Annotated in this window: 21 protein-coding genes; 9 read left to right on the top strand and 12 right to left on the bottom strand. The window is 64.4% G+C overall.

The window, feature by feature from the left end; all coding sequences use genetic code 11:
* Positions 1-4 precede the first annotated feature (4 nt).
* The 6 genes from Q0964_RS14980 to ahaH form a co-directional block, all read right to left on the bottom strand.
* Complete coding sequence (locus Q0964_RS14980; protein WP_299269107.1) at positions 5-331, bottom strand: V-type ATP synthase subunit F; 327 nt, start codon at positions 329-331, stop codon at positions 5-7.
* Complete coding sequence (locus Q0964_RS14975) at positions 328-1389, bottom strand: V-type ATP synthase subunit C (protein ID WP_299269105.1); 1062 nt, start codon at positions 1387-1389, stop codon at positions 328-330. The genes Q0964_RS14980 and Q0964_RS14975 overlap by 4 nt, the downstream gene beginning before the upstream one ends.
* Positions 1386-1970, bottom strand: coding sequence for a V-type ATP synthase subunit E (locus tag Q0964_RS14970; protein WP_299269103.1), 585 nt, complete (start codon positions 1968-1970; stop codon positions 1386-1388). The genes Q0964_RS14975 and Q0964_RS14970 overlap by 4 nt, the downstream gene beginning before the upstream one ends.
* A 21-nt stretch (positions 1971-1991) precedes the next feature.
* Complete coding sequence (locus Q0964_RS14965) at positions 1992-2276, bottom strand: F0F1 ATP synthase subunit C (RefSeq protein WP_299269101.1); 285 nt, start codon at positions 2274-2276, stop codon at positions 1992-1994.
* A 182-nt stretch (positions 2277-2458) separates the two neighbouring features.
* Positions 2459-4813, bottom strand: a complete 2355-nt coding sequence (locus Q0964_RS14960; protein ID WP_299269099.1) for a V-type ATP synthase subunit I — start codon at positions 4811-4813, stop codon at positions 2459-2461.
* A complete protein-coding gene (gene ahaH / locus Q0964_RS14955; protein WP_299269097.1) occupies positions 4800-5132 on the bottom strand; it encodes an ATP synthase archaeal subunit H in 333 nt (110 codons plus the stop codon). Before ahaH ends, Q0964_RS14960 begins: the two co-directional genes overlap by 14 nt.
* Before the next feature lie 173 nt (positions 5133-5305).
* Between ahaH and Q0964_RS14950 the strand changes: the two genes are divergently transcribed.
* Positions 5306-5929, top strand: coding sequence for a methyltransferase domain-containing protein (locus Q0964_RS14950; RefSeq protein WP_299269095.1), 624 nt, complete (start codon positions 5306-5308; stop codon positions 5927-5929).
* Between the two features lie 32 nt (positions 5930-5961).
* Here Q0964_RS14950 and Q0964_RS14945 read toward each other — a convergent pair whose 3' ends face one another.
* Positions 5962-6426 (bottom strand): type IV pilin domain-containing protein, encoded by a 465-nt coding sequence (locus Q0964_RS14945; protein ID WP_299269093.1) that lies wholly within the window; start codon positions 6424-6426, stop codon positions 5962-5964.
* A gap of 27 nt (positions 6427-6453) precedes the next feature.
* On the bottom strand, positions 6454-7725 hold the full coding sequence (locus tag Q0964_RS14940) for a DUF7096 domain-containing protein (protein WP_299269091.1): 1272 nt from the start codon (positions 7723-7725) through the stop codon (positions 6454-6456).
* A 188-nt stretch (positions 7726-7913) separates the two neighbouring features.
* Between Q0964_RS14940 and Q0964_RS14935 the strand changes: the two genes are divergently transcribed.
* From Q0964_RS14935 to Q0964_RS14915, 5 genes are all read left to right on the top strand, one after another.
* Positions 7914-9116 carry a helix-turn-helix transcriptional regulator gene (locus Q0964_RS14935; RefSeq protein WP_299269090.1) on the top strand — a complete coding sequence of 401 codons (1203 nt, stop codon included), beginning with the start codon at positions 7914-7916 and terminating at the stop codon, positions 9114-9116.
* Positions 9117-9226: 110 nt separating this feature from the next.
* Complete coding sequence (locus tag Q0964_RS14930) at positions 9227-10021, top strand: electron transfer flavoprotein subunit beta/FixA family protein (RefSeq protein WP_299269088.1); 795 nt, start codon at positions 9227-9229, stop codon at positions 10019-10021.
* Entirely contained in the window at positions 10018-10989 is a 972-nt protein-coding gene (locus Q0964_RS14925) for an electron transfer flavoprotein subunit alpha/FixB family protein (protein WP_299269086.1), read from the top strand. Before Q0964_RS14930 ends, Q0964_RS14925 begins: the two co-directional genes overlap by 4 nt.
* 191 nt (positions 10990-11180) lie before the next feature.
* On the top strand, positions 11181-11531 hold the full coding sequence (locus Q0964_RS14920; RefSeq protein WP_299269084.1) for a hypothetical protein: 351 nt from the start codon (positions 11181-11183) through the stop codon (positions 11529-11531).
* Positions 11532-11595: 64 nt separating this feature from the next.
* Positions 11596-12438 (top strand): polyprenyl synthetase family protein, encoded by an 843-nt coding sequence (locus Q0964_RS14915; RefSeq protein WP_299269082.1) that lies wholly within the window; start codon positions 11596-11598, stop codon positions 12436-12438.
* A 72-nt stretch (positions 12439-12510) separates the two neighbouring features.
* Here Q0964_RS14915 and Q0964_RS14910 read toward each other — a convergent pair whose 3' ends face one another.
* The 3 genes from Q0964_RS14910 to Q0964_RS14900 all read right to left on the bottom strand — a co-directional run bounded on the left by Q0964_RS14910 (position 12511) and on the right by Q0964_RS14900 (position 14581).
* Positions 12511-12759: a type II toxin-antitoxin system HicB family antitoxin gene (locus Q0964_RS14910; protein ID WP_299269080.1), complete on the bottom strand. Its 249-nt coding sequence runs from the start codon at positions 12757-12759 to the stop codon at positions 12511-12513.
* Between the two features lie 82 nt (positions 12760-12841).
* Positions 12842-13924: a DUF373 family protein gene (locus Q0964_RS14905; protein ID WP_299269078.1), complete on the bottom strand. Its 1083-nt coding sequence runs from the start codon at positions 13922-13924 to the stop codon at positions 12842-12844.
* A gap of 102 nt (positions 13925-14026) precedes the next feature.
* Positions 14027-14581 (bottom strand): phosphate-starvation-inducible PsiE family protein, encoded by a 555-nt coding sequence (locus Q0964_RS14900; protein WP_349254474.1) that lies wholly within the window; start codon positions 14579-14581, stop codon positions 14027-14029.
* A gap of 106 nt (positions 14582-14687) precedes the next feature.
* Here Q0964_RS14900 and Q0964_RS14895 point away from each other — a divergent pair, with 106 nt between their 5' ends.
* Both Q0964_RS14895 and Q0964_RS14890 read left to right on the top strand, forming a co-directional pair.
* Positions 14688-15683 carry a radical SAM protein gene (locus tag Q0964_RS14895; RefSeq protein WP_299269077.1) on the top strand — a complete coding sequence of 332 codons (996 nt, stop codon included), beginning with the start codon at positions 14688-14690 and terminating at the stop codon, positions 15681-15683.
* A gap of 127 nt (positions 15684-15810) precedes the next feature.
* Positions 15811-16098 carry a hypothetical protein gene (locus Q0964_RS14890; protein WP_299269075.1) on the top strand — a complete coding sequence of 96 codons (288 nt, stop codon included), beginning with the start codon at positions 15811-15813 and terminating at the stop codon, positions 16096-16098.
* A gap of 270 nt (positions 16099-16368) precedes the next feature.
* Here the strand turns inward: Q0964_RS14890 and Q0964_RS14885 are convergent, their stop codons facing one another.
* Positions 16369-16539 carry a DUF5786 family protein gene (locus Q0964_RS14885; protein WP_299269073.1) on the bottom strand — a complete coding sequence of 57 codons (171 nt, stop codon included), beginning with the start codon at positions 16537-16539 and terminating at the stop codon, positions 16369-16371.
* Between the two features lie 89 nt (positions 16540-16628).
* Here Q0964_RS14885 and Q0964_RS14880 point away from each other — a divergent pair, with 89 nt between their 5' ends.
* Positions 16629-17474 (top strand): alpha/beta fold hydrolase, encoded by an 846-nt coding sequence (locus Q0964_RS14880; RefSeq protein WP_299269071.1) that lies wholly within the window; start codon positions 16629-16631, stop codon positions 17472-17474.
* Positions 17475-17639 lie beyond the last annotated feature (165 nt).

Genomic DNA, 17639 nt, shown 5'->3' with positions numbered 1-17639 from the left:
GTTGTTAGTCTTCCTCCATGAGGTCGATACCGATAGCTCGTTTGATTTGCTCGCGCAGGCCGCCGCTGCCGGCACCCCCGCCGCCGAGAGTGACGAGCACCGGCTCGACGCTAGTTTCGACGTCGCTACGGACCCCACGCGAGAGCTGCTCGAGGTCGTCCTCGTGCATCACCAGGATGCCGACCTCCTCGTCCGCGAGCATCTCCCGTACGGCGTCGTCCAACTCGGCCGCCTTCCGGTCGTCCGGGATGTCCGCGAACTTGCGGACGCCAGCTAGTCGGAAGCCGGTCGTGAAGTCCGGACTGCCGATGACCGCGATCTCCTGGCTCATAGTACCACCAGTTCGTTTTCGATGTCCTCCGTCGAGAGGCCGCCCTCCCGGCCGCGTGCGATGGCGCGGATGTTGTCTACCTCACGCTCCTTGGCGAGTACGTACGCCAAGACTGGACAGATCGACAGCGGATATCGGTTGGACAGCTGCCCGGAGTACTCTAGCAACGCCGCGTCCAGTGCCTGCTCGAACTCGATGAGGCTGTCGGCCGTCTCGAGGGAATCGAGCCCCACTTCGAGGTCCTCACCGTATTTGCTCGACCGGACGAACTCGACGAGCTGGTCGCGGCTGCGTGCCAGCTGGCGGATTTCGTCCTCGTCGAACAGTTTGCCACCGTCGATGTAGTACTCCGAGGGGTCCAGATCCGAACCACTGCGAGCCAGCCGGAAGGCGTTCCGGAGGTTCCGGAAGTCGACTTCCGCACTGAGGAACTCAACGTACAGCTCCATGGCCCGGGACTGCTCGCCCGACAGGCCCGTCAACAGCTCCTCGTAGAAGGCCCGGTCGAGGGCGTTTTCAAGCGGGACGAGGACACCCTCGTCCTCGTAGACCGCGTACGCATCGGCCAGCAGGTCGCCGAAGCGAGTCGGCTCGAGCAGTTCGACGAGCTCCTCGATAGAGCCGGCGTTGAGCAACTGGTCGAGGAACGCGTCGTCGAACTCGCCAGCCCGGATCAGGTCCGTCTCGACCCCAGTGGCGTCCGTGCCGGTGTACAGTCCACGGATAATCGTCTTGACGTTCCAGACGTCGAACTTCCGGATGTAGCGTGCGACATAATCGTACAGCCGGCCGTCGGCCCACTGCAACAGGTCGTCGAAGTGTTTGGCGACGTTGCGGTTCAGCGCGTACTCGATGAGGTCGACGCCGGAGTGACGTGCCCCGAGCGCGTTCATCTCGCTCTCGTACTCGCTTTCCTCCATGAACCGGGCGATTTCGCCCGGCCCCATCCGCACCAGCTTCCGGTAGTCGTCGTCGTCGAACAGCGCGGCGCGGCGCGAGCGGACCCGCGCGATCACGTACTCGTAGTTGCTGCCGCCCGCGGCTCGTTCCGTACTCATTGCTCGAACAGTTTGTCGCTGATTTCGCCGAGGTTCTCCTCCCAGACGTCTTCGAGAATCGAGTCGAAGGTGTTGTTCACGCGGATCCGCGCTCCCTCGCTCTCGACGACGACGCCGCCGAGGCAGTCGTACTCGCCGGCGAAACTTCCGTCGAGTCCCGCCTCGTCGAGCAGTGACTCGATCAGGTCTTCGTCGTCCTCGCGCCCGCGGACCGCCAACTCGTCGTCGTCGCCGAACTCCTCGGTGGCCGCGGCCAGTAGCTCACGGGTTAGCGCCTCGCGGTCCTCGCCGTCGATGTCGGCAATCTCCACTTCGACGGCCTCGTGGACCTCGCTCAGCACAGTCCGGCGGGCTTCGAGACGCTTCTGTTTGGCCTCGAGCTTAGCACTGGAGACGCGCTGTTCGCGCTCCTGTTCGATAGTCGATGCTACCTCTGCCTCGCGTTCGCTGCGGATCTCCTCGGCGTCGCGCTCGGCCTCGGCGACGATTTCCTCGGCTTCGGCCTCCGCCTCGGACGTGATTTCCTCCGCACGCGCGCGGGCTTCGTCTCGGATATCCTCTACGACCGTATCAAGGCTCATATTAGAGAAAGTGTAGGGTGGTTATCCCGCGATGAAGACGACGACCAGCGCGAGGATGACCAGCGTCTCGGGAAGGACCGTGAGGATCAGCCCACGACCGAACATGTCGTCGTCCTCTGCGATAGCGCCGACCGCAGCCGCCCCGATACCACGTTCTGCATAGCCCGCGCCGAATGCTGCCAGACCGACCGCCAGTGCCGCCGCGGCCTGCGGCGGAATCGCGGGTGCCTGCTCAATCGTCTGTGCGCCACCGTCCTGGAGAACCGGTCCGAGTGCGGTCAGTACCGCGGTGAATGTGTCGATCATGATTTGGATTCCGGGATTCGCTCGTTCCGAACATCCGGATATGACTCTACTGGCTTCATAAAACTTCCCAAATGCCGTCGTCAGTGCGTGAAAACCCGGTGAGAGACAGTCTCACGGTTTCTAGCACTAACCGGGTGAGGGGACGCGCACCGCTGTGGTTCCCGTAAAAAATGAGTGAACCGTCAGTCCTCGGTCGTGTACTGGCGGTCGTAGCCGAAGGGCGTATACGACCGGCCGCCGCCCTCGTAGAACTTTCCGAAGAACTCGACGTACTCGAGACGCACCGCCTGCAGGCCAGCACTGGTGATCCCGAGCGCCAGCACGAGCAGGTGGCCCACGACGAGGACGACGATCCCGCCGAGGATGCCGGCGATGCCCGAGTGGGCCAGTCCCTCGAACATCACGCTCGTGACCTCGTGGCCGTGGAAGGTACCCTGCTCGAGCATCTGACTCGGCGAGTGGCCGATGCCGAAGTGCCACGCGCCATCGCCGGTGACGAAGACACCGAAAAAGAGCAGATTGACCACGAAAGCCATCCCTGCCTTCGCCAGCAACACTGCGGCGAGTCGGGTGTACGACAGGACGTTCACCATCACGTTCAGGAACTCCACCACTTCGATGAACTCGGACCGGGCCAGCAGAACCAGTCCGACGGCGAACATCCCGAGACCGACGAGACCAACCGTCTCCGGAAAGCCGGTGAACCCGAGCGGGACCGGATTCCCGTTGAAGACGCTCTCGGAGCCGTACAGGATGGGTGGGGAACTACCGAACGCACCGGCGAAAATCCAGGCCCACAGGCCGAACATCATCAGCAGCCAGGAGCCGCTCTCGCCCATCGCTTCGCCGAACCCGTGTTTGAGATTCTCGATGAAATCAAGCACCCAGCCGATGGTCAGGTGGAGGATGCCCGCCAGCAGGCTCAACACGAGCCACGCTAGCGCGAAGTCGCCGTATTTGGGCTGGAGGCCCTTGTGTAGCGGCGACCCGCTCATACCGAGCGCGCCTTCCCACAGGTACGACGAGATCAGGTGGAGTCCGAATATCTCACCGTAGAGGATACCGAACAGTATCGTGAAGCCGCCGGCCCACATGCCGACGCCACCGAGACTCCGGACGACATCGCTGTCGAAACTGTTGTACAGCCAGTAGCCGAGTCCGACGTAGAGGAGTCCGTATCCCAGGTCGCCGATCATGAACCCAAAGAACGCGGGGAAGGTCAGGAAGACCAGCACCGTGGGGTCGAACTCGGAGTACTTGGGTCGGTTGATAACTTCGACCAGCGCCTCGAAGGGCCTGGCCGCGCCGGGATTGTCCTGAACGACCGGCGGGGCGTCGTTGCCCATCGTGACCGAGCCACCGTCAGAGCGAGGTTCCGACGAGGTCTCGCTCGCGCCGTTCGCGAGTCCGCCATCGGCGACAGTTTCCTGTTCCTCTTTCTCGGCTTCGGCCTCCGCTTCCGCAGCCGATTCGGTCCCGTCGGTCGCGTCCGCGCTGACGGTAGCGCCGAGGTCCGCCTCTACCGCGCCGCCGGCCGCGGGCGCGTCCTCGGTCACGTCTGCCGAGCGGGTCGCGTGCCCGTCGTCGTTGTACTCGGCGCGTTCGAGTTCCTCCACTTCGACGTGGTCCCCGACGGCCTCTGTGAGCGCGGTTTCGAGCCCTTCGTACTCCTCGGTCGGAAGCCAGCCTTCGGCGATGAACGCGTTCTCGGTCGTCGCGAAGGAGAGGGGGGCCTCGGTCTTCTGTGCCTTGATCGCCAGTGTCTCCTCGGCGGCCAGCAGGAAGCCGGCCACGTCGAGTCGCAGGTCCTCGAGTTCGTCCTCAACCGTGTCAAGCTTGGACTCGAGCTGCTGTTTGCGGTGGTTCAGCTCCGAAATGTACTCTTCGGGACTACCCTCGGCCTCGGGTACGTCGTAGGCCTGAAAGTCCGCCCCGACGAGCAGGTCCTGCACGGCGGTTTCGACGCCCGGTTCGAGAGGGTCGGTCGCTTCGGGATAGACGAAGACCGCGACCGCATCGCCCTCGGAGAACACCTCGAAGGCCGCGACGCCGTCCACACCGGTGAGTTCGGTTTCGATAGTCTCGGGGTCACCCTCGCCGACGCCGACGGCCAGGGAGCGGTAACCGGTCAGCAGGTCGAGGTCGATCCCCAGCGCCGCGAACGGTTCGACGCTGTCGATGCGCTCCTCGACCGTTCGGAGTTCGTCTCGCAACTCGTCCCGGCGGTCGCTGAGTTCGTTGACATCCTCGCGGATATCCTCGAGTTCCTGCTCGAGGGCGTCCTCCGTCACCAACCGCGTCGGACCGGCGTCGCTCTCGTCGACGCCGAGGATGGATTTCAGTGAACGGACGGTAACGAGCTTCTCGGAGGCGGCCTCGCCGCCTTCGGCCGGCTGTCCGGGCTCGAACCCTTCCCAGGCGCCGTCGTAATCGGTGAGATCGACGGTTCGCAGGTCGTGAACGGTCTCGACGACCGACTGCATAACCTGTTTGGAGCCGGTCACCGAGACACGACTCATCCGCTCAGGTCTGAGCATGCACCGCCTCCTCGAACAGGGCCGCTACGTGTTCGATCACCTCGTCACGTTGCTTTTCGGCCTGCGTTTCCAGTTTTTCACGCTGTTCGTCGCCGTCCGCGAGAATCTCTTCGCGTTCGGCCTCGACCTCGTCCCGGGCGTCGTCGAGGCGCTGCTGGGCCATCTCCTCGGCCTCCTCGCGAGCTTGTTGGCGAATCTCCTCGGCCTCCTCGTGGGCCTCTGAGATCGTCGCTTCGGCCTCCTCGTGGGCCTCGGCGACGATCTCGTCGGCCTCTGCTTCGGTCTCTTTGATCCGATCGAGAACCTCTGGCCTTGGCATTTGAATCATTCGGAGATTACGGAAGCGGCCATATGGTAGTTGCGAAGTTTGCCGCCACGACCGGGCCGTCCGTCACCGTGTGACACGCTCCTGGCTGCTCGGGCCGCCGTCCCGTTGCGTCGGCGGTCGAAAATCCGGGGAATTATGACTCTCAGCTACCAAACGTCGTTCTAATGGGAGTCCTCGAGAACAAGTCCCGGGCCCGGCTCTTCTACAAGTACCTCTCGAAGGTGTACGACCAGGTCAACCCGTTCATCTGGAACGAGGAGATGCGCACGGCGGCTATCGACATGCTCGACATCGGGCGCGACGACCGGGTGCTCGACATCGGGTGTGGCACCGGCTTCGCGACCGAGGGCCTACTCGACCGCGTGGACACGGTGTACGGCCTCGATCAGAGCCCTCACCAGCTGGAGAAGGCCTACGACAAGTTCGGCAAGCGCGACGGCCCCGTCAACTTCCACCTCGGCGACGCCGAGCGGCTACCGTTCGGCGGGAACAGCTTCGACGTCGTCTGGTCGTCGGGCTCCATCGAATACTGGCCCAACCCCGTCGACGCTCTCGAAGAGTGTCGGCGCGTCACGAAGCCCGGCGGTCAAGTGCTGATCGTCGGCCCGAACTACCCCAACTCGTCTGTGTTCCAGAGACTCGCCGACGCGATTATGCTCTTTTACGACGAGCGCGAGGCCGACCGGATGTTCCGTGAAGCCGGCTTCACCGACTTCGAACACCACATGATGGGCCCCGAGTACAACCCGGAAATCGCGATCACGACGGTGGCGGCGGTGCCGGAGTAACGGGACGCCGGGCCGGGTGCGGTCGGGGCTGCTCAGGCCGTCGCTTCCAGTGCAGCCAGTTTTTTCCCATCGAGATAGACGTCTACGGACACCCGTGACCCCGGCTCTAGCGGGGGGTCGTTCGTGTTGGCGAGTTGGACGCTCGCACGCTCGCCGGCCTGCCAGCGGCCGTCGGCGGCGGTATTGAACGGGCCGGTCGGCCCGGAGTCGAAGCCGGTGGCGGCAAAAAACGGGACGCGTGGCTGGTGGGCCAGCTGGCGGCCGTCGATCCGGACACGGAGACGGAGGTCGGACACGGGGACAGTGTCACCGCCGCGGTGGCGGAGAGTCAGCCGGTCCGTACTGGCTTCGGCCCGGAGTTCGAGGGCGGCCCGGGTGGGACTCCCGTCGGCCGGTGCCGCGTCGAGGACCGTCACACCGACTGCGGCGGCTGTGAGGACAGTGACAGCGACCAGAAGTACGACACCGATGACGGAACTGAGTGCGCGGGCCGACACGCCGGTCGGTGGGCCCGGCTTCCTACTTCAAACTCCGCTCGTGTCGCGGACGACGGTGAACGCCACACGGCCGCCGTCGGTGGTGGCCTCGACCCGGACCGTCTCGCCGGGTTGGACCGTCCAGAGCCTGCCGTCGTCGCCAGTCTCGCCCACGAACTGGCCGTCGACCGTAATCCGGGCATCGACGGGCACGTTGGCCGTCGTGTCCCGGACGGTGAGTTCCATCGGCCCGGTCACGTGTGTTAGGTTCGCTCGGACGGTGAGGTCGGCGGTCGTGTTCGCCTCGCTGACTGACTCGGTGACCGGGAGCCTCGGCAGCCGCTTCCGCTGGACCTCCTTGAACACCTCGGCGTCCGACCCGTCGAGATAGGTCAGCAACTCGCCGTGCCTGTGCGTGATGGAGACCTGGTAGACGCTCTCGAACATCGAGTCGACGTCGGAGTCCGGCCCACGCTGGTTTCCGCTGTCGCCGGCCCACGGGTACAGTTCCTGTACGAAATCCAGGGCAGTACCGATGTCACCGTCGAACCGGTCACTGCCGCTTTGCTGGAACCGGTCGTCGACGAACGCGTCACGCACGTACCGTTGTCGGCGGCTGTCGGTGCCCGCCAGGGCGAGCCCGTTGCCGCCCGTCCTCAACAGGTACTGTTTCGTGTTTCGCTGGCCGATGAGCGACGCTCTCACACCCTCTCGGGGGCCGGTGTAAAGCAGGCTGGCCCGCTGTTTGACGTTGTTGAACCGACTGGTGATATTGAACGGGGTCGTGTACCGGGGTGTGAACTGGGCGATTCCCTGCAATCGCACGGCCGCTCTGTCGATCGCTCGGGCACGCGCGTCTATCGTAGACAACCGCCTGAGTACTACCGCGGTAGAGATGCGGCCGTCGTCGAACTGCTGGACGGTCCGCCGCTGTCGCTGACGTAACGCGCCCGTCCGGTTGCTCAGGTCCGACGAGAACCGGTGGAGTGCATCGGTCCTGGCCGACGTGTTCGGGGCCGAGCGAAACCGCTCGACCGCCGCCTCGCCGACGAACGACTCCTGTAACCGCGCACTGTCGGCGGCGACTGCGGCTCCGAGGTCGAGCGAGGCGTTGCCGAACTGGGCCCGCTCGGTTTCGTCGTCGGGGAGGGCGAGATAGTTGGTCGTGTTGCGGGAGGTGGCGATTGGTTTGATGAGACCGTCTGGGGTATCCTGTGTCGCCGCGACCGGCGATGCCTCGGGGGCAGGGGCTGGCGTGCCGACGGCCACCGTTGCGGTGACGACGAACACGACCATCAGGACGGGCAGTGAATATCGCATGGCGGCTACCTGCCACATAGACGTGCCACTACAAAAAACCCGACCGACTCCCGCCGCTGCCGCCGGTCCTGTCGGCAGTTCTACCTTTCTGTCGCCGTGTGAGCGCCGCTTAGATCTTTCACGGCCGCTCCTGACGTTTTTTCGTCTGATGGAAAGTGTTTTGCCCGAGGCGCGACCAGAGAGGGGTAATGTTGACGCGGGCACACGCCGCCCTGCTCGCCTCACTCGCCCTCCTCTTGACCGCAGGTCCGGTTGCGGCCCCGGTTCTCGCTGCCGGAACCGGCGCTCATCAGTCGGCGGTCGCGAGTGGTGCTGGTGCCAGCCAGACACAGGACACCGAAATAAACCGAACTGACACGCTCTTCCACGTCGGGATCCGGTCCAACGGTGACGCGGTGTGGACGATCAGACGGAACTACACGGTCGGTACCGAGGCAAAGCGGGCGGCTTTCAGAGCGACCGCAGACGACTTCGAGAGCGAATCAGATTCGGAGACGGTCCGGACGGTCAGGGCGGCGAGCGACCGGGCCAGCGTTGCAACTGGGCGCTCTATGGAGATCTCCGGTGTGACGCGGCGAAGCACTGTCACCGGTGATACCGGACAACTCGTCCTCCGGTTCACCTGGACCGGGTTCGCCCGGAAATCCGGCACGAACCTCTACGTCGACGACGTGTTCCTGCCGTCCAACGGAACGTGGTTCCCGACACTCGGGGCGAACCAGACACTCACCATCGCTCCCCCCGGAACGTACGACCTGTTTAGCGCCGCTCCGCCGGGGTACTCGGTGACGAACGCGTCGCTCCGCTGGGAGGGTGCACAGGACGGTACCTTCCAAGCGAGTCAGCCGTCGGTCGTCTATCAGCGAAGCGGGAACGCGACCCCGCCAAACAACAGCACGGACGATTCGCAGTCCGGTGCCATCCCCCCGCTGTTGCTGCTGGGTCTCGTGGTGCCGTTGCTCGTTGTCGTGGTCGCGTACCTGCTCGTGACGCGGGACGTCGACCTCCCATCGCCTGCGTCCCCGAGCGACGGCAGTGAGGCGGGTAACGGCGACAGTGGGGACGACCCGCCGCCGGCGACGACAACCGGGACTGCCGCCTCGACGACCGATGGCGGGACCGCGGCCACCGAAGACGAGTCCGAGGTCGACGTGGAACTGCTGAGCGACGAGGAACGCATCGAACGCCTGCTCGAACGGAACGGCGGGCGCATGAAACAGGCGAACATCGTCAGAGAGACCGACTGGTCGAACGCGAAGGTGTCTCAACTGCTCTCGTCGATGGACGACGCGGGTCGCATCGACAAACTCCGAATCGGCCGAGAGAATCTCATCTCCTTCCCCGACGAGGACGTCACGGGTATGAACGGTGAAGAGCCCGGAAACGGATAACAGGGCTGCCCGAACACCGTGACCCCGTTCTAGTTGGCGAACGAACAGTTTTCACCGGTTCTAGTGTTCGGAAACGTTTAACGGTGAGCAATCCACAGTTATTGTTGAGTATGAAGATTCTCGTAACGGTAAAGGAGGTGGCGGAAGTCGAAGACGAGTTCGAGATCTCCGGTGGCGATATCGCCGAGCAGTATCTCGAGTACGACCTCAACGAATGGGACGACTACGCCGTCGAAGAAGCCGTTCAGATCAGCGAGGAGCACGACGACGTGGAAGTCGTCACCGCGACCATCGGCCCGGAACGCGCCGAGGAGACCGTCCGGATGGCACTGGCCAAGGGTGCCGACCGCGCGGTTCGTGTCTGGGACGACGACGTCGAATCCGCGAGCTATCTCGATGTCGAGGCCAAGGCCGAACTGCTAGCCGCCGTCGTCGAGGAGGAAGACCCCGACCTCGTCCTGACCGGTGTCCAGGCCAGTGACGAGTCCAACGGCGCGACGGGCGTCACACTGGCCGAGAAGATTGGCTTCGAGTGGGCCGCCGTTGTCAACCAGCTCGACCTCGACATCGAGAGTGGCGTCGCGACCGTCCACCGCGAACTGGAAGGCGGCGTCGAGGAGCTCACCGAAGTCGAGAGCCCCGCCGTGCTAACCATTCAGTCCGGTATCAACGAGCCCCGCTACGCGAGCCTGCGCGGCATCCGCCAGGCACAGAGCAAACCGCTTGACCTCAAGTCCCTCGAGGACGTTGGCCTCGACGCCGACGTGCTCGAGAGTCCGCTGGCCCAGACCGACATGTACGAGCCCGAATCCGAGGGCGACGCGACGGTCTGGAGCGGCGACCCCGAAGAGGAGGCCGACCAGTTGGCCGAATTCCTTCGTGACAAGGGGGTGGTCGAGGGATGACGGACGTTCTCGCCATCACCGAGCATCGCCGTGACGAACTGCGCGATGTGAGTCTGGAGATGGTCACGGCCGGCCGTGACCTGGCCGACCAGACCGGCGGCGACCTCCACCTCGCCGTCATCAGCGGCGACGTAGACGACTACGCCGACCAGGCCAATCGCGAGGGCGTCGACGTTATCCACACCGTCGAGTACGGCGAGGAGTTCAACCACGACGTGTACACGCAGGCCATCGAACAACTCTACGCCGAACTCGACCCGCAGTACCTGCTGGCCCCGAACTCGGTCAACGGGCTGGACTACGCGCCTGCGGTCGCCGAGGGCCTCAGTCTGCCGCTGGTGACCGACGTGGTCGACCTGGAGTTCGAGGACGGGCTCACCGTCACCCGCGAGCAGTACGGTGGCAAGGTCGAGACTACTATCGACGTTGCGGAGGACCACGCTGCCGTGACCATCCGGCCGGCCGAGTGGGCCCAGGCCGAGGGTGACGGTGACGCTACCATCGAGGCGTTCGACGCCGATATCGACGAAGGCCAGATTCAGTCCACCGTCACCGGCTACGAGGAAGTCGCTGGCGGCGACGTCGACATCAGCGAGGCGGACTTCCTGATCTCCATCGGCCGCGGCATCGACGAGGAAGCGAACATCACGCTGATCGAGTCGCTGGTCGAAGCGACCGACGCCACGCTGTCCTCGTCCCGTCCCATCGTCGACAACGGCTGGCTGCCCGCCAACCGGCAGGTCGGACAGTCCGGAAAGGTCGTCACGCCCGACGTGTACATCGCCATCGGCATCTCCGGTGCCGTCCAGCACGTCGCCGGAATGAAGGGTGCGGACACCATCGTCACGATCAACACCGACCCCAATGCACCCATCTGGGACCTCGCTGACTACGGTATCGAAGACGACCTCTTCGAGGTCGTGCCGGCCCTCATCGAGGAGTTCGGCGGCGAAGTGCCGGACGTGTAATTCGGGACGACACACTCAGTTTTTGCACGGTCGCGAACGGCGTGAGCGACCGCTTTTTCACCCACGTTTTTGAGCGAGCGGTGCCGGGGGGCACCCGAGCGGAAAAAGGTGGCATCCGAGGAGTTCGGCGGCGAAGTGCCGGACGTGTAATTCGGGACGACACACTCAGTTTTTGCACGGTCGTAAACGGCGTGAGCGACCGCTTTTTCACCCACGTCCGCGGGAGCGACGCTCTCTGGCTCACCGAGACGAGCCCTGACCCCGTGCTGAGTCTTGGAACCCGTGGCCGACACCTCCAGACCGGACCGACCCGACGACGGAGGCGGAGAGACGCGCCGACCAACGCGATGGTGATGCAGGAGACCGAGCTCCTCGGGTCCTGCGGGATGTCGGTTTCCAGAGACGACGAGACCTTCCGGATGGTCGCGACGGGCATGTCGATCCGAGTGCCGTGGGCTCGGAGGAACTGCGGTGACGACGGATTTCGGGATGGACGGACCTCCGGTCATGGACTCGTGCTGAACGGCCGCCGCCGTGGGTAGCGGGCGCCCCCCGTCACGAAGCGGTTCGTCAGCCTCATTGGGCCCTAGTTCTAATGAGTTGCCAATGGAGTATTTGGAGCGCCGCCGGGCGCGAGTCGAGGAGCGGCTGGAGGCGGTCCTCGACGGGGTCAAGCCGGCGGAGCTGGCCGACGAGTTGGGGCACGTCACGCTCTCGGGCGGGAAGCGTGTCCGCCCGACTGTGACGGTGCTGGTCTGTGAGTCGCTGGGTGGTGAGCCGGCGGACGCGGTCGATTTTGCCGTGGGTGTCGAACTCGTTCACAACGCGTCGCTCGTGATCGACGACATAATCGACGACTCGGAGGTCCGACGGGGTGTTCCGAGCGCGTGGGCCGAATTCGGCTTTGGCCCGGCAATCATCGCCTCCGACGGGCTGCTCGGTGAGGCGTTTGCCCTGTTTTCGAGCGACGAGCGGGCAATGCAGGCTGTCTCGGAGTCGATGGTCGAACTCGGGGAAGGAGAAGCCACGGAACTGGTTGCACAGCCGGAAAATGAGGCCGAGTACATGGAGCTGGCTCGCCGGAAGACCGGCGCGCTGTTCCGTGCTGCGGCCGAACTGGGCGCTATCGCGGCCGACGCAGACGCCTACACGGTTGAGGCGTTCGGACAGTACGCCGAGCGTGTGGGAATCGCCTTCCAGATGCGTGACGACGTGCTGGACGCGACCGCCGAGGCCGACGACCTGGGGAAGCCGACGGGTCACGACGCGGAGATGGACCGCCCGTCGCTCGTCCAGGTGACGGACCTGACACCGGAGGAGGCAAACGAGCGCGCCCGCGAAATGTCCGACGAGGCGCTGGCGTCGCTCTCGGCGGTCGACGCGGAGGATTCACAGGCGCTGGCGTATCTGGAGGACTTGGCCGAGTTCGTCGTAGTCAGAGAACGGTGACAGTGGTCCTCACTGTCCCGTGGGTCGTCGCTCCCCGCTCGACGTTTCGAGGACTCCCGACGGTCGCCCCCGCTACTGCATGACCTCCGGAAGCTCTCGTGGGTCGGTGACTTCGGCCGGGTTGATGCCGTGGTCTTCGAGGTATGCGACTTCGTCGCCGATAGCCGTGCCGTCGTCGTCGGTGTAGAGGACGACGGCCTCGTCGAGGGCCTCCAGGGCCTGCCGGCGGGTTTCGCCCTGTGTGACGACGCTGGTTTCGACGTCGACTGCGGACCACTGGTCGTCGGCCTTTTTGATGAGACGGATCTCCTGGCAGGACATATAGCGGTGTACGAGAGAACATAAAATAACCGTTCTGTCGAACTCGACCGTGGTCACGCTGCCGGACGGTTCCGAGCGGGGCTCAGGCGGGTGGTCGATCTTTCCGGGCACGGGACTCGACGACGGCGAAGGCCAGCGTGCTGACGAGACCGAGGATGGTACCGCCGGTGAGGGTCGCCGCGAGGAAAGAGATGGTTACGAGATCGAGGAAGTAGGCGCTCATCCCGTAGAGGACCGCAGAGATGGCGACGACGTAGAAGGGGGCGTTGAGGTAGTGCCACTCGAACTCGCCGGCGAGATACTCGTCGGTGACGCGGCCGAGGCTGGAGGTGATACCGGCGGCGGCGAACCAGCGGACAGCCCCGAACACGAGCGCCGCTAGTACCTCGAGCGCGCCCAGCGTCCCGCGGTCGGTCTGGGTAGCTTCGAGCAACTGGACGCCCTCGACGCCGCCGATGAGCAGCAGCGCGGCGGCGACGACGGAGGTGATAAGCGTCACGCGACCGGCGTAGAACACCGACCGGAGGCGGTCGATGGCCGAATCTAGCGCCCGCTCGACACCGAGGCCGCGGCCGAGAATGTAGAGGCCGAGCAGGCCGGAGGTGATGCCGAAGACCGCGCCGGGCAGCCCCAGTTGGTCGGCGATGATCGCCAGTGGATAGATCAGCAACAGGATGCCGAGCGGGACGAGGATGGTCCCGCGGGTCTCGGGGTCGTCGAGCACCTGCTTGATAGTGTAGTACATCGACTCTAGATCCTGTGCCTGGCGGACGACGACGCGCCGAACGCCGTCGATATAGACGCGTGAGCGAATCACTGGAACGACGCTCTCGTCTTGAGCGCCGTCGGTGACGACGATGGCGCGCACGTCGTCGCTGGCGGAGATGCTCGCCAGCACCGTGTCGACTTCCTCGCCGACCCTGCGGTTCGCCGCGACTTCCGTGCCGTCGATACCGGTCACTGCCGCGACCTCGACTTCCTCGTCGTCGATCTCGTCCTGAATGTGTAGCCCCTCGAACAGGACGTTCACGTCGGAGTCCTCGGGGTCTGCCGTCGCGAGTGATACGGCGGCCGTTTCGACGGCGTCCCGACCGATCACGGGGGTGTCTACTCCGGTCTTGCGTCCGAGGTCGTCGTCGAGGTCCACACACAGGACCAGCAGCATCACTCGTTATTTCGCTGCTATCGCTTATCTGCTTTTGGGCGGACGGGCGTGAGTCGACCCGGCAGGGTGGGCTCGGCTCCGCGCGGTTCGGCGACCGCTGGCTCAGAGCCCGGCCGGTTCGTCGCCCTCGCTGCCGACGTACTGGTAACTGACGAACAGCAGTACGCCGAGCGTCAGCGTAAGCAGCGCATAAGAGGCCGCGACCATCAGCGCGTCCATCTTCGTCGCAAACTCGCCGGTGCGGAAGACGATCGCTTTCCGGACCAGCGCGATAACCCCCGTGAAGATCACCAGTCGAAGGATACGCGCCGTCTCGTCCGACCGCGCGTAGGCGATAACGGTGTTGTACACCTCGACGATAATAAAAAGCAGGAGCGCGGTATCGATGAACCCGATGACGACGAGCGGTTGGCTGATGTCGCCGCTTCGGATCTCCTCGACAATCTGGAGACCGAGGTCGAACACGCCGATGGCGAACAGCACGACGAGGACGAACCCTGCGATTAGTTCGACGAACTGCATGATCCGTTCGGAGAAGCTGACGAACGGGTCGATTCTCGTTCCCCGGAGTGGGGTATCCGACTCCCCAGCGACGGCGGCCTCGCCGCCGGCCTCGTCGGTGGATTCGCCGCCGTGGCCCGAACCCTCGTCGTCCATGAATCGACAGTACAGCCCGAACAGTTAAAAGGCCGGTGTCGGTCGGACACGCGTCGACTCCATTTCGCACGGCTTTTGCCCCTCGACGGGAAAGAATCGGTAACAGATGATCTCCAAGGGCTGTGAACAGTGCGCCCAGGGTGGCAAGCTCGTTCTCTTCGTTTACGGCTACTGTGACCAGCGCGATTGTTTTTATTGCCCGCTCGGTGAGAACCGCAAGAACGTCACTGACGTGTACGCCAACGAGCGCCAGGTCGAGACCGACCAGGACGTACTCGAGGAAGCCGAGCGCATGGACGCACTCGGTGCCTCCATCACCGGTGGCGAACCTCAGGAGGCGATGGGTCGCACGACCCGGTACCTCTCGCTGCTGAAAGAGGAGTACGGTGAGGAGTTCCACACGCACCTCTACACCGGCATCACGGGCGGCCGCGAGAACATGCGCCGTCTGAGCGAGGCCGGCCTCGACGAGATTCGTTTCCACCCACCGTTCGAGCAGTGGGGTGACCTCCACGGCACCGAGTGGGAGGACATCCTCTACGTCGCCCGTGATGAAGGGCTCACCCCCGCGTTCGAGATTCCCGGTATCCGCCCGGAGACGGAGTTCATACAGTTCCTCGAGGAAGGCGCGGCGGAGTTCTGTAACATCAACGAGTTCGAGATGTCCGACGGCAACTACCGCCGGATGCAGGAGAAAGGCTACGAACTGAAGGAGGGGCACATGAGTGCCGTTGAGAACGGCCGCGAAGAGATTCTGAACGTCATGGGCGACCACGAGAGGGTGTACTTCTGCACGTCGGTGTTCAAAGACGCCGCACAGCACCGCCGGCGACTCAAGCGTATGGCCCGAACCGTCCGCCGCCCCTTCGACGAGGTGACCGACGACGGGACCCTCGTCTACGGGAAGACCTGGGTCGACCCCGAGCGCTTCGAGAATCTGGGCGTCCCCGAGGAGTACTACACCGTCAAATCCGACCACGTCGAGGTGGCGTGGTGGTTGCTGGAGGAGATGGTCGCCGACGGCGACCTCGATGAGGGTGAAATCGTCGAGCAGTACCCGAGCTACGACGGGCAGGTCGTCGAACGAACCCCGGTCGCCTGACGCTGGCCACGGACCGTTTCGTGCCGACACGCTTTGCAACCACCGTTATCACCGCCGAGTCTTCCGGTCAAACATTTATACCGCCACTGACCGGCTTGAAGCTATTACAGGGGCAACCGTCGCACTCGTGGGTGCGAACGCTCTCGCCGCCCCGACGCTGTCGGTCGTCGACTGGTTCGGCAACGTTTCGTTCGGTCTCGCAGCCGGAGTTCCCGTGTTGACTGGCATCGCACTTCGACGGCGAGAGTACGACGTTGGTGTGATGGCGACGAGTACTTTGCTCCTCTCGGTGGTAGTGCTTCTGTCGGGGAACAAGCTTTCCGCGCTCTATCTGCTACTGCCACTACTTCTGCTCGGGCTTCCCGGAACGGGATTCGGCTGGTGGCTCGAGAATCGGAGCGCCGAGAGGGCGTAGCTCGGCAGTTGTACTACCCGAATGTTCGACCAGGTCACACTCCCACTGTACCAGCCGCTGCACACGACTCTCGTACAAACTGGCATCCGCGCGACCAGGGCGGGACCGAAGGTCCCGCCTGCAGCCGGCGCTACGCGCCGGCGACGAGGGGAGCGCGGTTCACCGGACGCGAGCTCCGGCTCGCGCCCGGGAAGTTTTTATACTAAATTTTTGCAAAGGGGGTTCGCCGGAGGCGAGTCCCCCTGCAGTAAAAATTTAGCAGGTGAAAATTTAGTCGTCTTTCATGTGCTGCAGTTGGTCCACCAGTTCGTCGGTGTCCATGTCGGACTGGAACTCGACGTCACCGGTGTCGTGGTCCTCGTGAACGTTGACGGCTTCGTCCTCGTCGGTTTCGACGTTCTGATCTTTCTGCTCGGACTCGTCGTAGCTTCCAAAGCCCATTGTGCTTCATATCAGCGACTCCCGAAGTAAAACTACCGCGGTCTCACCACGCCACCGGGACTTTTGAGTCGGCCCGACCAAGCGAGGCTATGGCACGAAGTGACGAGTTCGTCACCGTCGACGGGACCGAGATCCACTACTCGGCGTGGGGCGACCCCGCCGACCCCACAGTGCTGTGCGTCCACGGCCTCTCCCGGAACGGCCGGGACTTCGACCCGCTGGCGCGGGAACTCCAGGACGACTACCACGTGGTCTGCCCGGACATGCCGGGACGGGGCTGGAGCGAGTGGGCCGACGACCCCGCAGAGCGCTACAGCAACGCGGCCATGGTCGAGACGCTGGTGGGGTTCTGTGACGCGCTCGACCTGGGCCCGGTCCGGTACGTCGGCACGTCGATGGGCGGTGGGCTTGGCATGGCGCTGGCCGGGGGGCCGTTCGCCAACCGGATCGAGCGGCTGGTGATCAACGACATGCCGCCGAATCCGGAGGCCGATTCCGCGCCCGAGGCGCTCGGGCGAATCATGGAGTACGTCCCCGACCCGCCGATGGTCGAGACGGTGGGGGAACTGGAAGACTACTTCCGGGAGCTGTACGAGGGGCGGTTCAGCGAGATGACCGACGACGAGTACCGGCGGCTGACCATGACCTCGGCCCGGCGGACCGACGACGGTCGTGTCACGACACAGTACGATCCGCGGATCCTCGCGGGCGAGGACGACGACGAGGGGCCCGACCCGTGGGACGTGTGGGCGGCCATCGACGCCCCGATCCTGATCCTTCGGGGAGCGGACTCTGACATCCTGCCTGCGGAACCCTTCGAGCGAATGCAGGAGGTCCAGCCCGAGGCAGAGACGGTCGAGGTCGACTGCGGACACGCACCGGCGCTGAACACGCCCGAACAGATCGACCCGATCTGGGAACTGTTCGCGGGATAGCCGCGATATTTCGATAGGTTTGGACGGTAGCGGTTGCGGTAGCGGGGCGGTGGTGGTTGCTACCAGCACAGCACCGGAATTCGCGCCACCAGCGCGAATTCCGCCTTTTTTGCCCACGTTTTTGCGCGGGGGGTCGTTCGCGACCCCCCGCGGAAAAAGGTGGGT

Origin of the sequence: Halorientalis sp. (assembly GCF_028275115.1) — an archaeon.
Taxonomy (GTDB): domain Archaea; phylum Halobacteriota; class Halobacteria; order Halobacteriales; family Haloarculaceae; genus Halorientalis.
This window is presented reverse-complemented; position numbering and strand designations above follow the sequence as displayed.

Coding starts and splice junctions, on each gene's coding strand:
- Q0964_RS14980 (WP_299269107.1), bottom strand. CDS start 331: ATGAGCCAGGAGATCGCGGTCATCGGCAGTCCGGACTTCACGACCGGC.
- Q0964_RS14975 (WP_299269105.1), bottom strand. CDS start 1,389: ATGAGTACGGAACGAGCCGCGGGCGGCAGCAACTACGAGTACGTGATC.
- Q0964_RS14970 (WP_299269103.1), bottom strand. CDS start 1,970: ATGAGCCTTGATACGGTCGTAGAGGATATCCGAGACGAAGCCCGCGCG.
- Q0964_RS14965 (WP_299269101.1), bottom strand. CDS start 2,276: ATGATCGACACATTCACCGCGGTACTGACCGCACTCGGACCGGTTCTC.
- Q0964_RS14960 (WP_299269099.1), bottom strand. CDS start 4,813: ATGCTCAGACCTGAGCGGATGAGTCGTGTCTCGGTGACCGGCTCCAAA.
- ahaH (WP_299269097.1), bottom strand. CDS start 5,132: ATGCCAAGGCCAGAGGTTCTCGATCGGATCAAAGAGACCGAAGCAGAG.
- Q0964_RS14950 (WP_299269095.1), top strand. CDS start 5,306: ATGGGAGTCCTCGAGAACAAGTCCCGGGCCCGGCTCTTCTACAAGTAC.
- Q0964_RS14940 (WP_299269091.1), bottom strand. CDS start 7,725: ATGCGATATTCACTGCCCGTCCTGATGGTCGTGTTCGTCGTCACCGCA.
- Q0964_RS14935 (WP_299269090.1), top strand. CDS start 7,914: ATGTTGACGCGGGCACACGCCGCCCTGCTCGCCTCACTCGCCCTCCTC.
- Q0964_RS14930 (WP_299269088.1), top strand. CDS start 9,227: ATGAAGATTCTCGTAACGGTAAAGGAGGTGGCGGAAGTCGAAGACGAG.
- Q0964_RS14925 (WP_299269086.1), top strand. CDS start 10,018: ATGACGGACGTTCTCGCCATCACCGAGCATCGCCGTGACGAACTGCGC.
- Q0964_RS14915 (WP_299269082.1), top strand. CDS start 11,596: ATGGAGTATTTGGAGCGCCGCCGGGCGCGAGTCGAGGAGCGGCTGGAG.
- Q0964_RS14910 (WP_299269080.1), bottom strand. CDS start 12,759: ATGTCCTGCCAGGAGATCCGTCTCATCAAAAAGGCCGACGACCAGTGG.
- Q0964_RS14905 (WP_299269078.1), bottom strand. CDS start 13,924: ATGCTGCTGGTCCTGTGTGTGGACCTCGACGACGACCTCGGACGCAAG.
- Q0964_RS14900 (WP_349254474.1), bottom strand. CDS start 14,581: ATGGACGACGAGGGTTCGGGCCACGGCGGCGAATCCACCGACGAGGCC.
- Q0964_RS14895 (WP_299269077.1), top strand. CDS start 14,688: ATGATCTCCAAGGGCTGTGAACAGTGCGCCCAGGGTGGCAAGCTCGTT.
- Q0964_RS14885 (WP_299269073.1), bottom strand. CDS start 16,539: ATGGGCTTTGGAAGCTACGACGAGTCCGAGCAGAAAGATCAGAACGTC.
- Q0964_RS14880 (WP_299269071.1), top strand. CDS start 16,629: ATGGCACGAAGTGACGAGTTCGTCACCGTCGACGGGACCGAGATCCAC.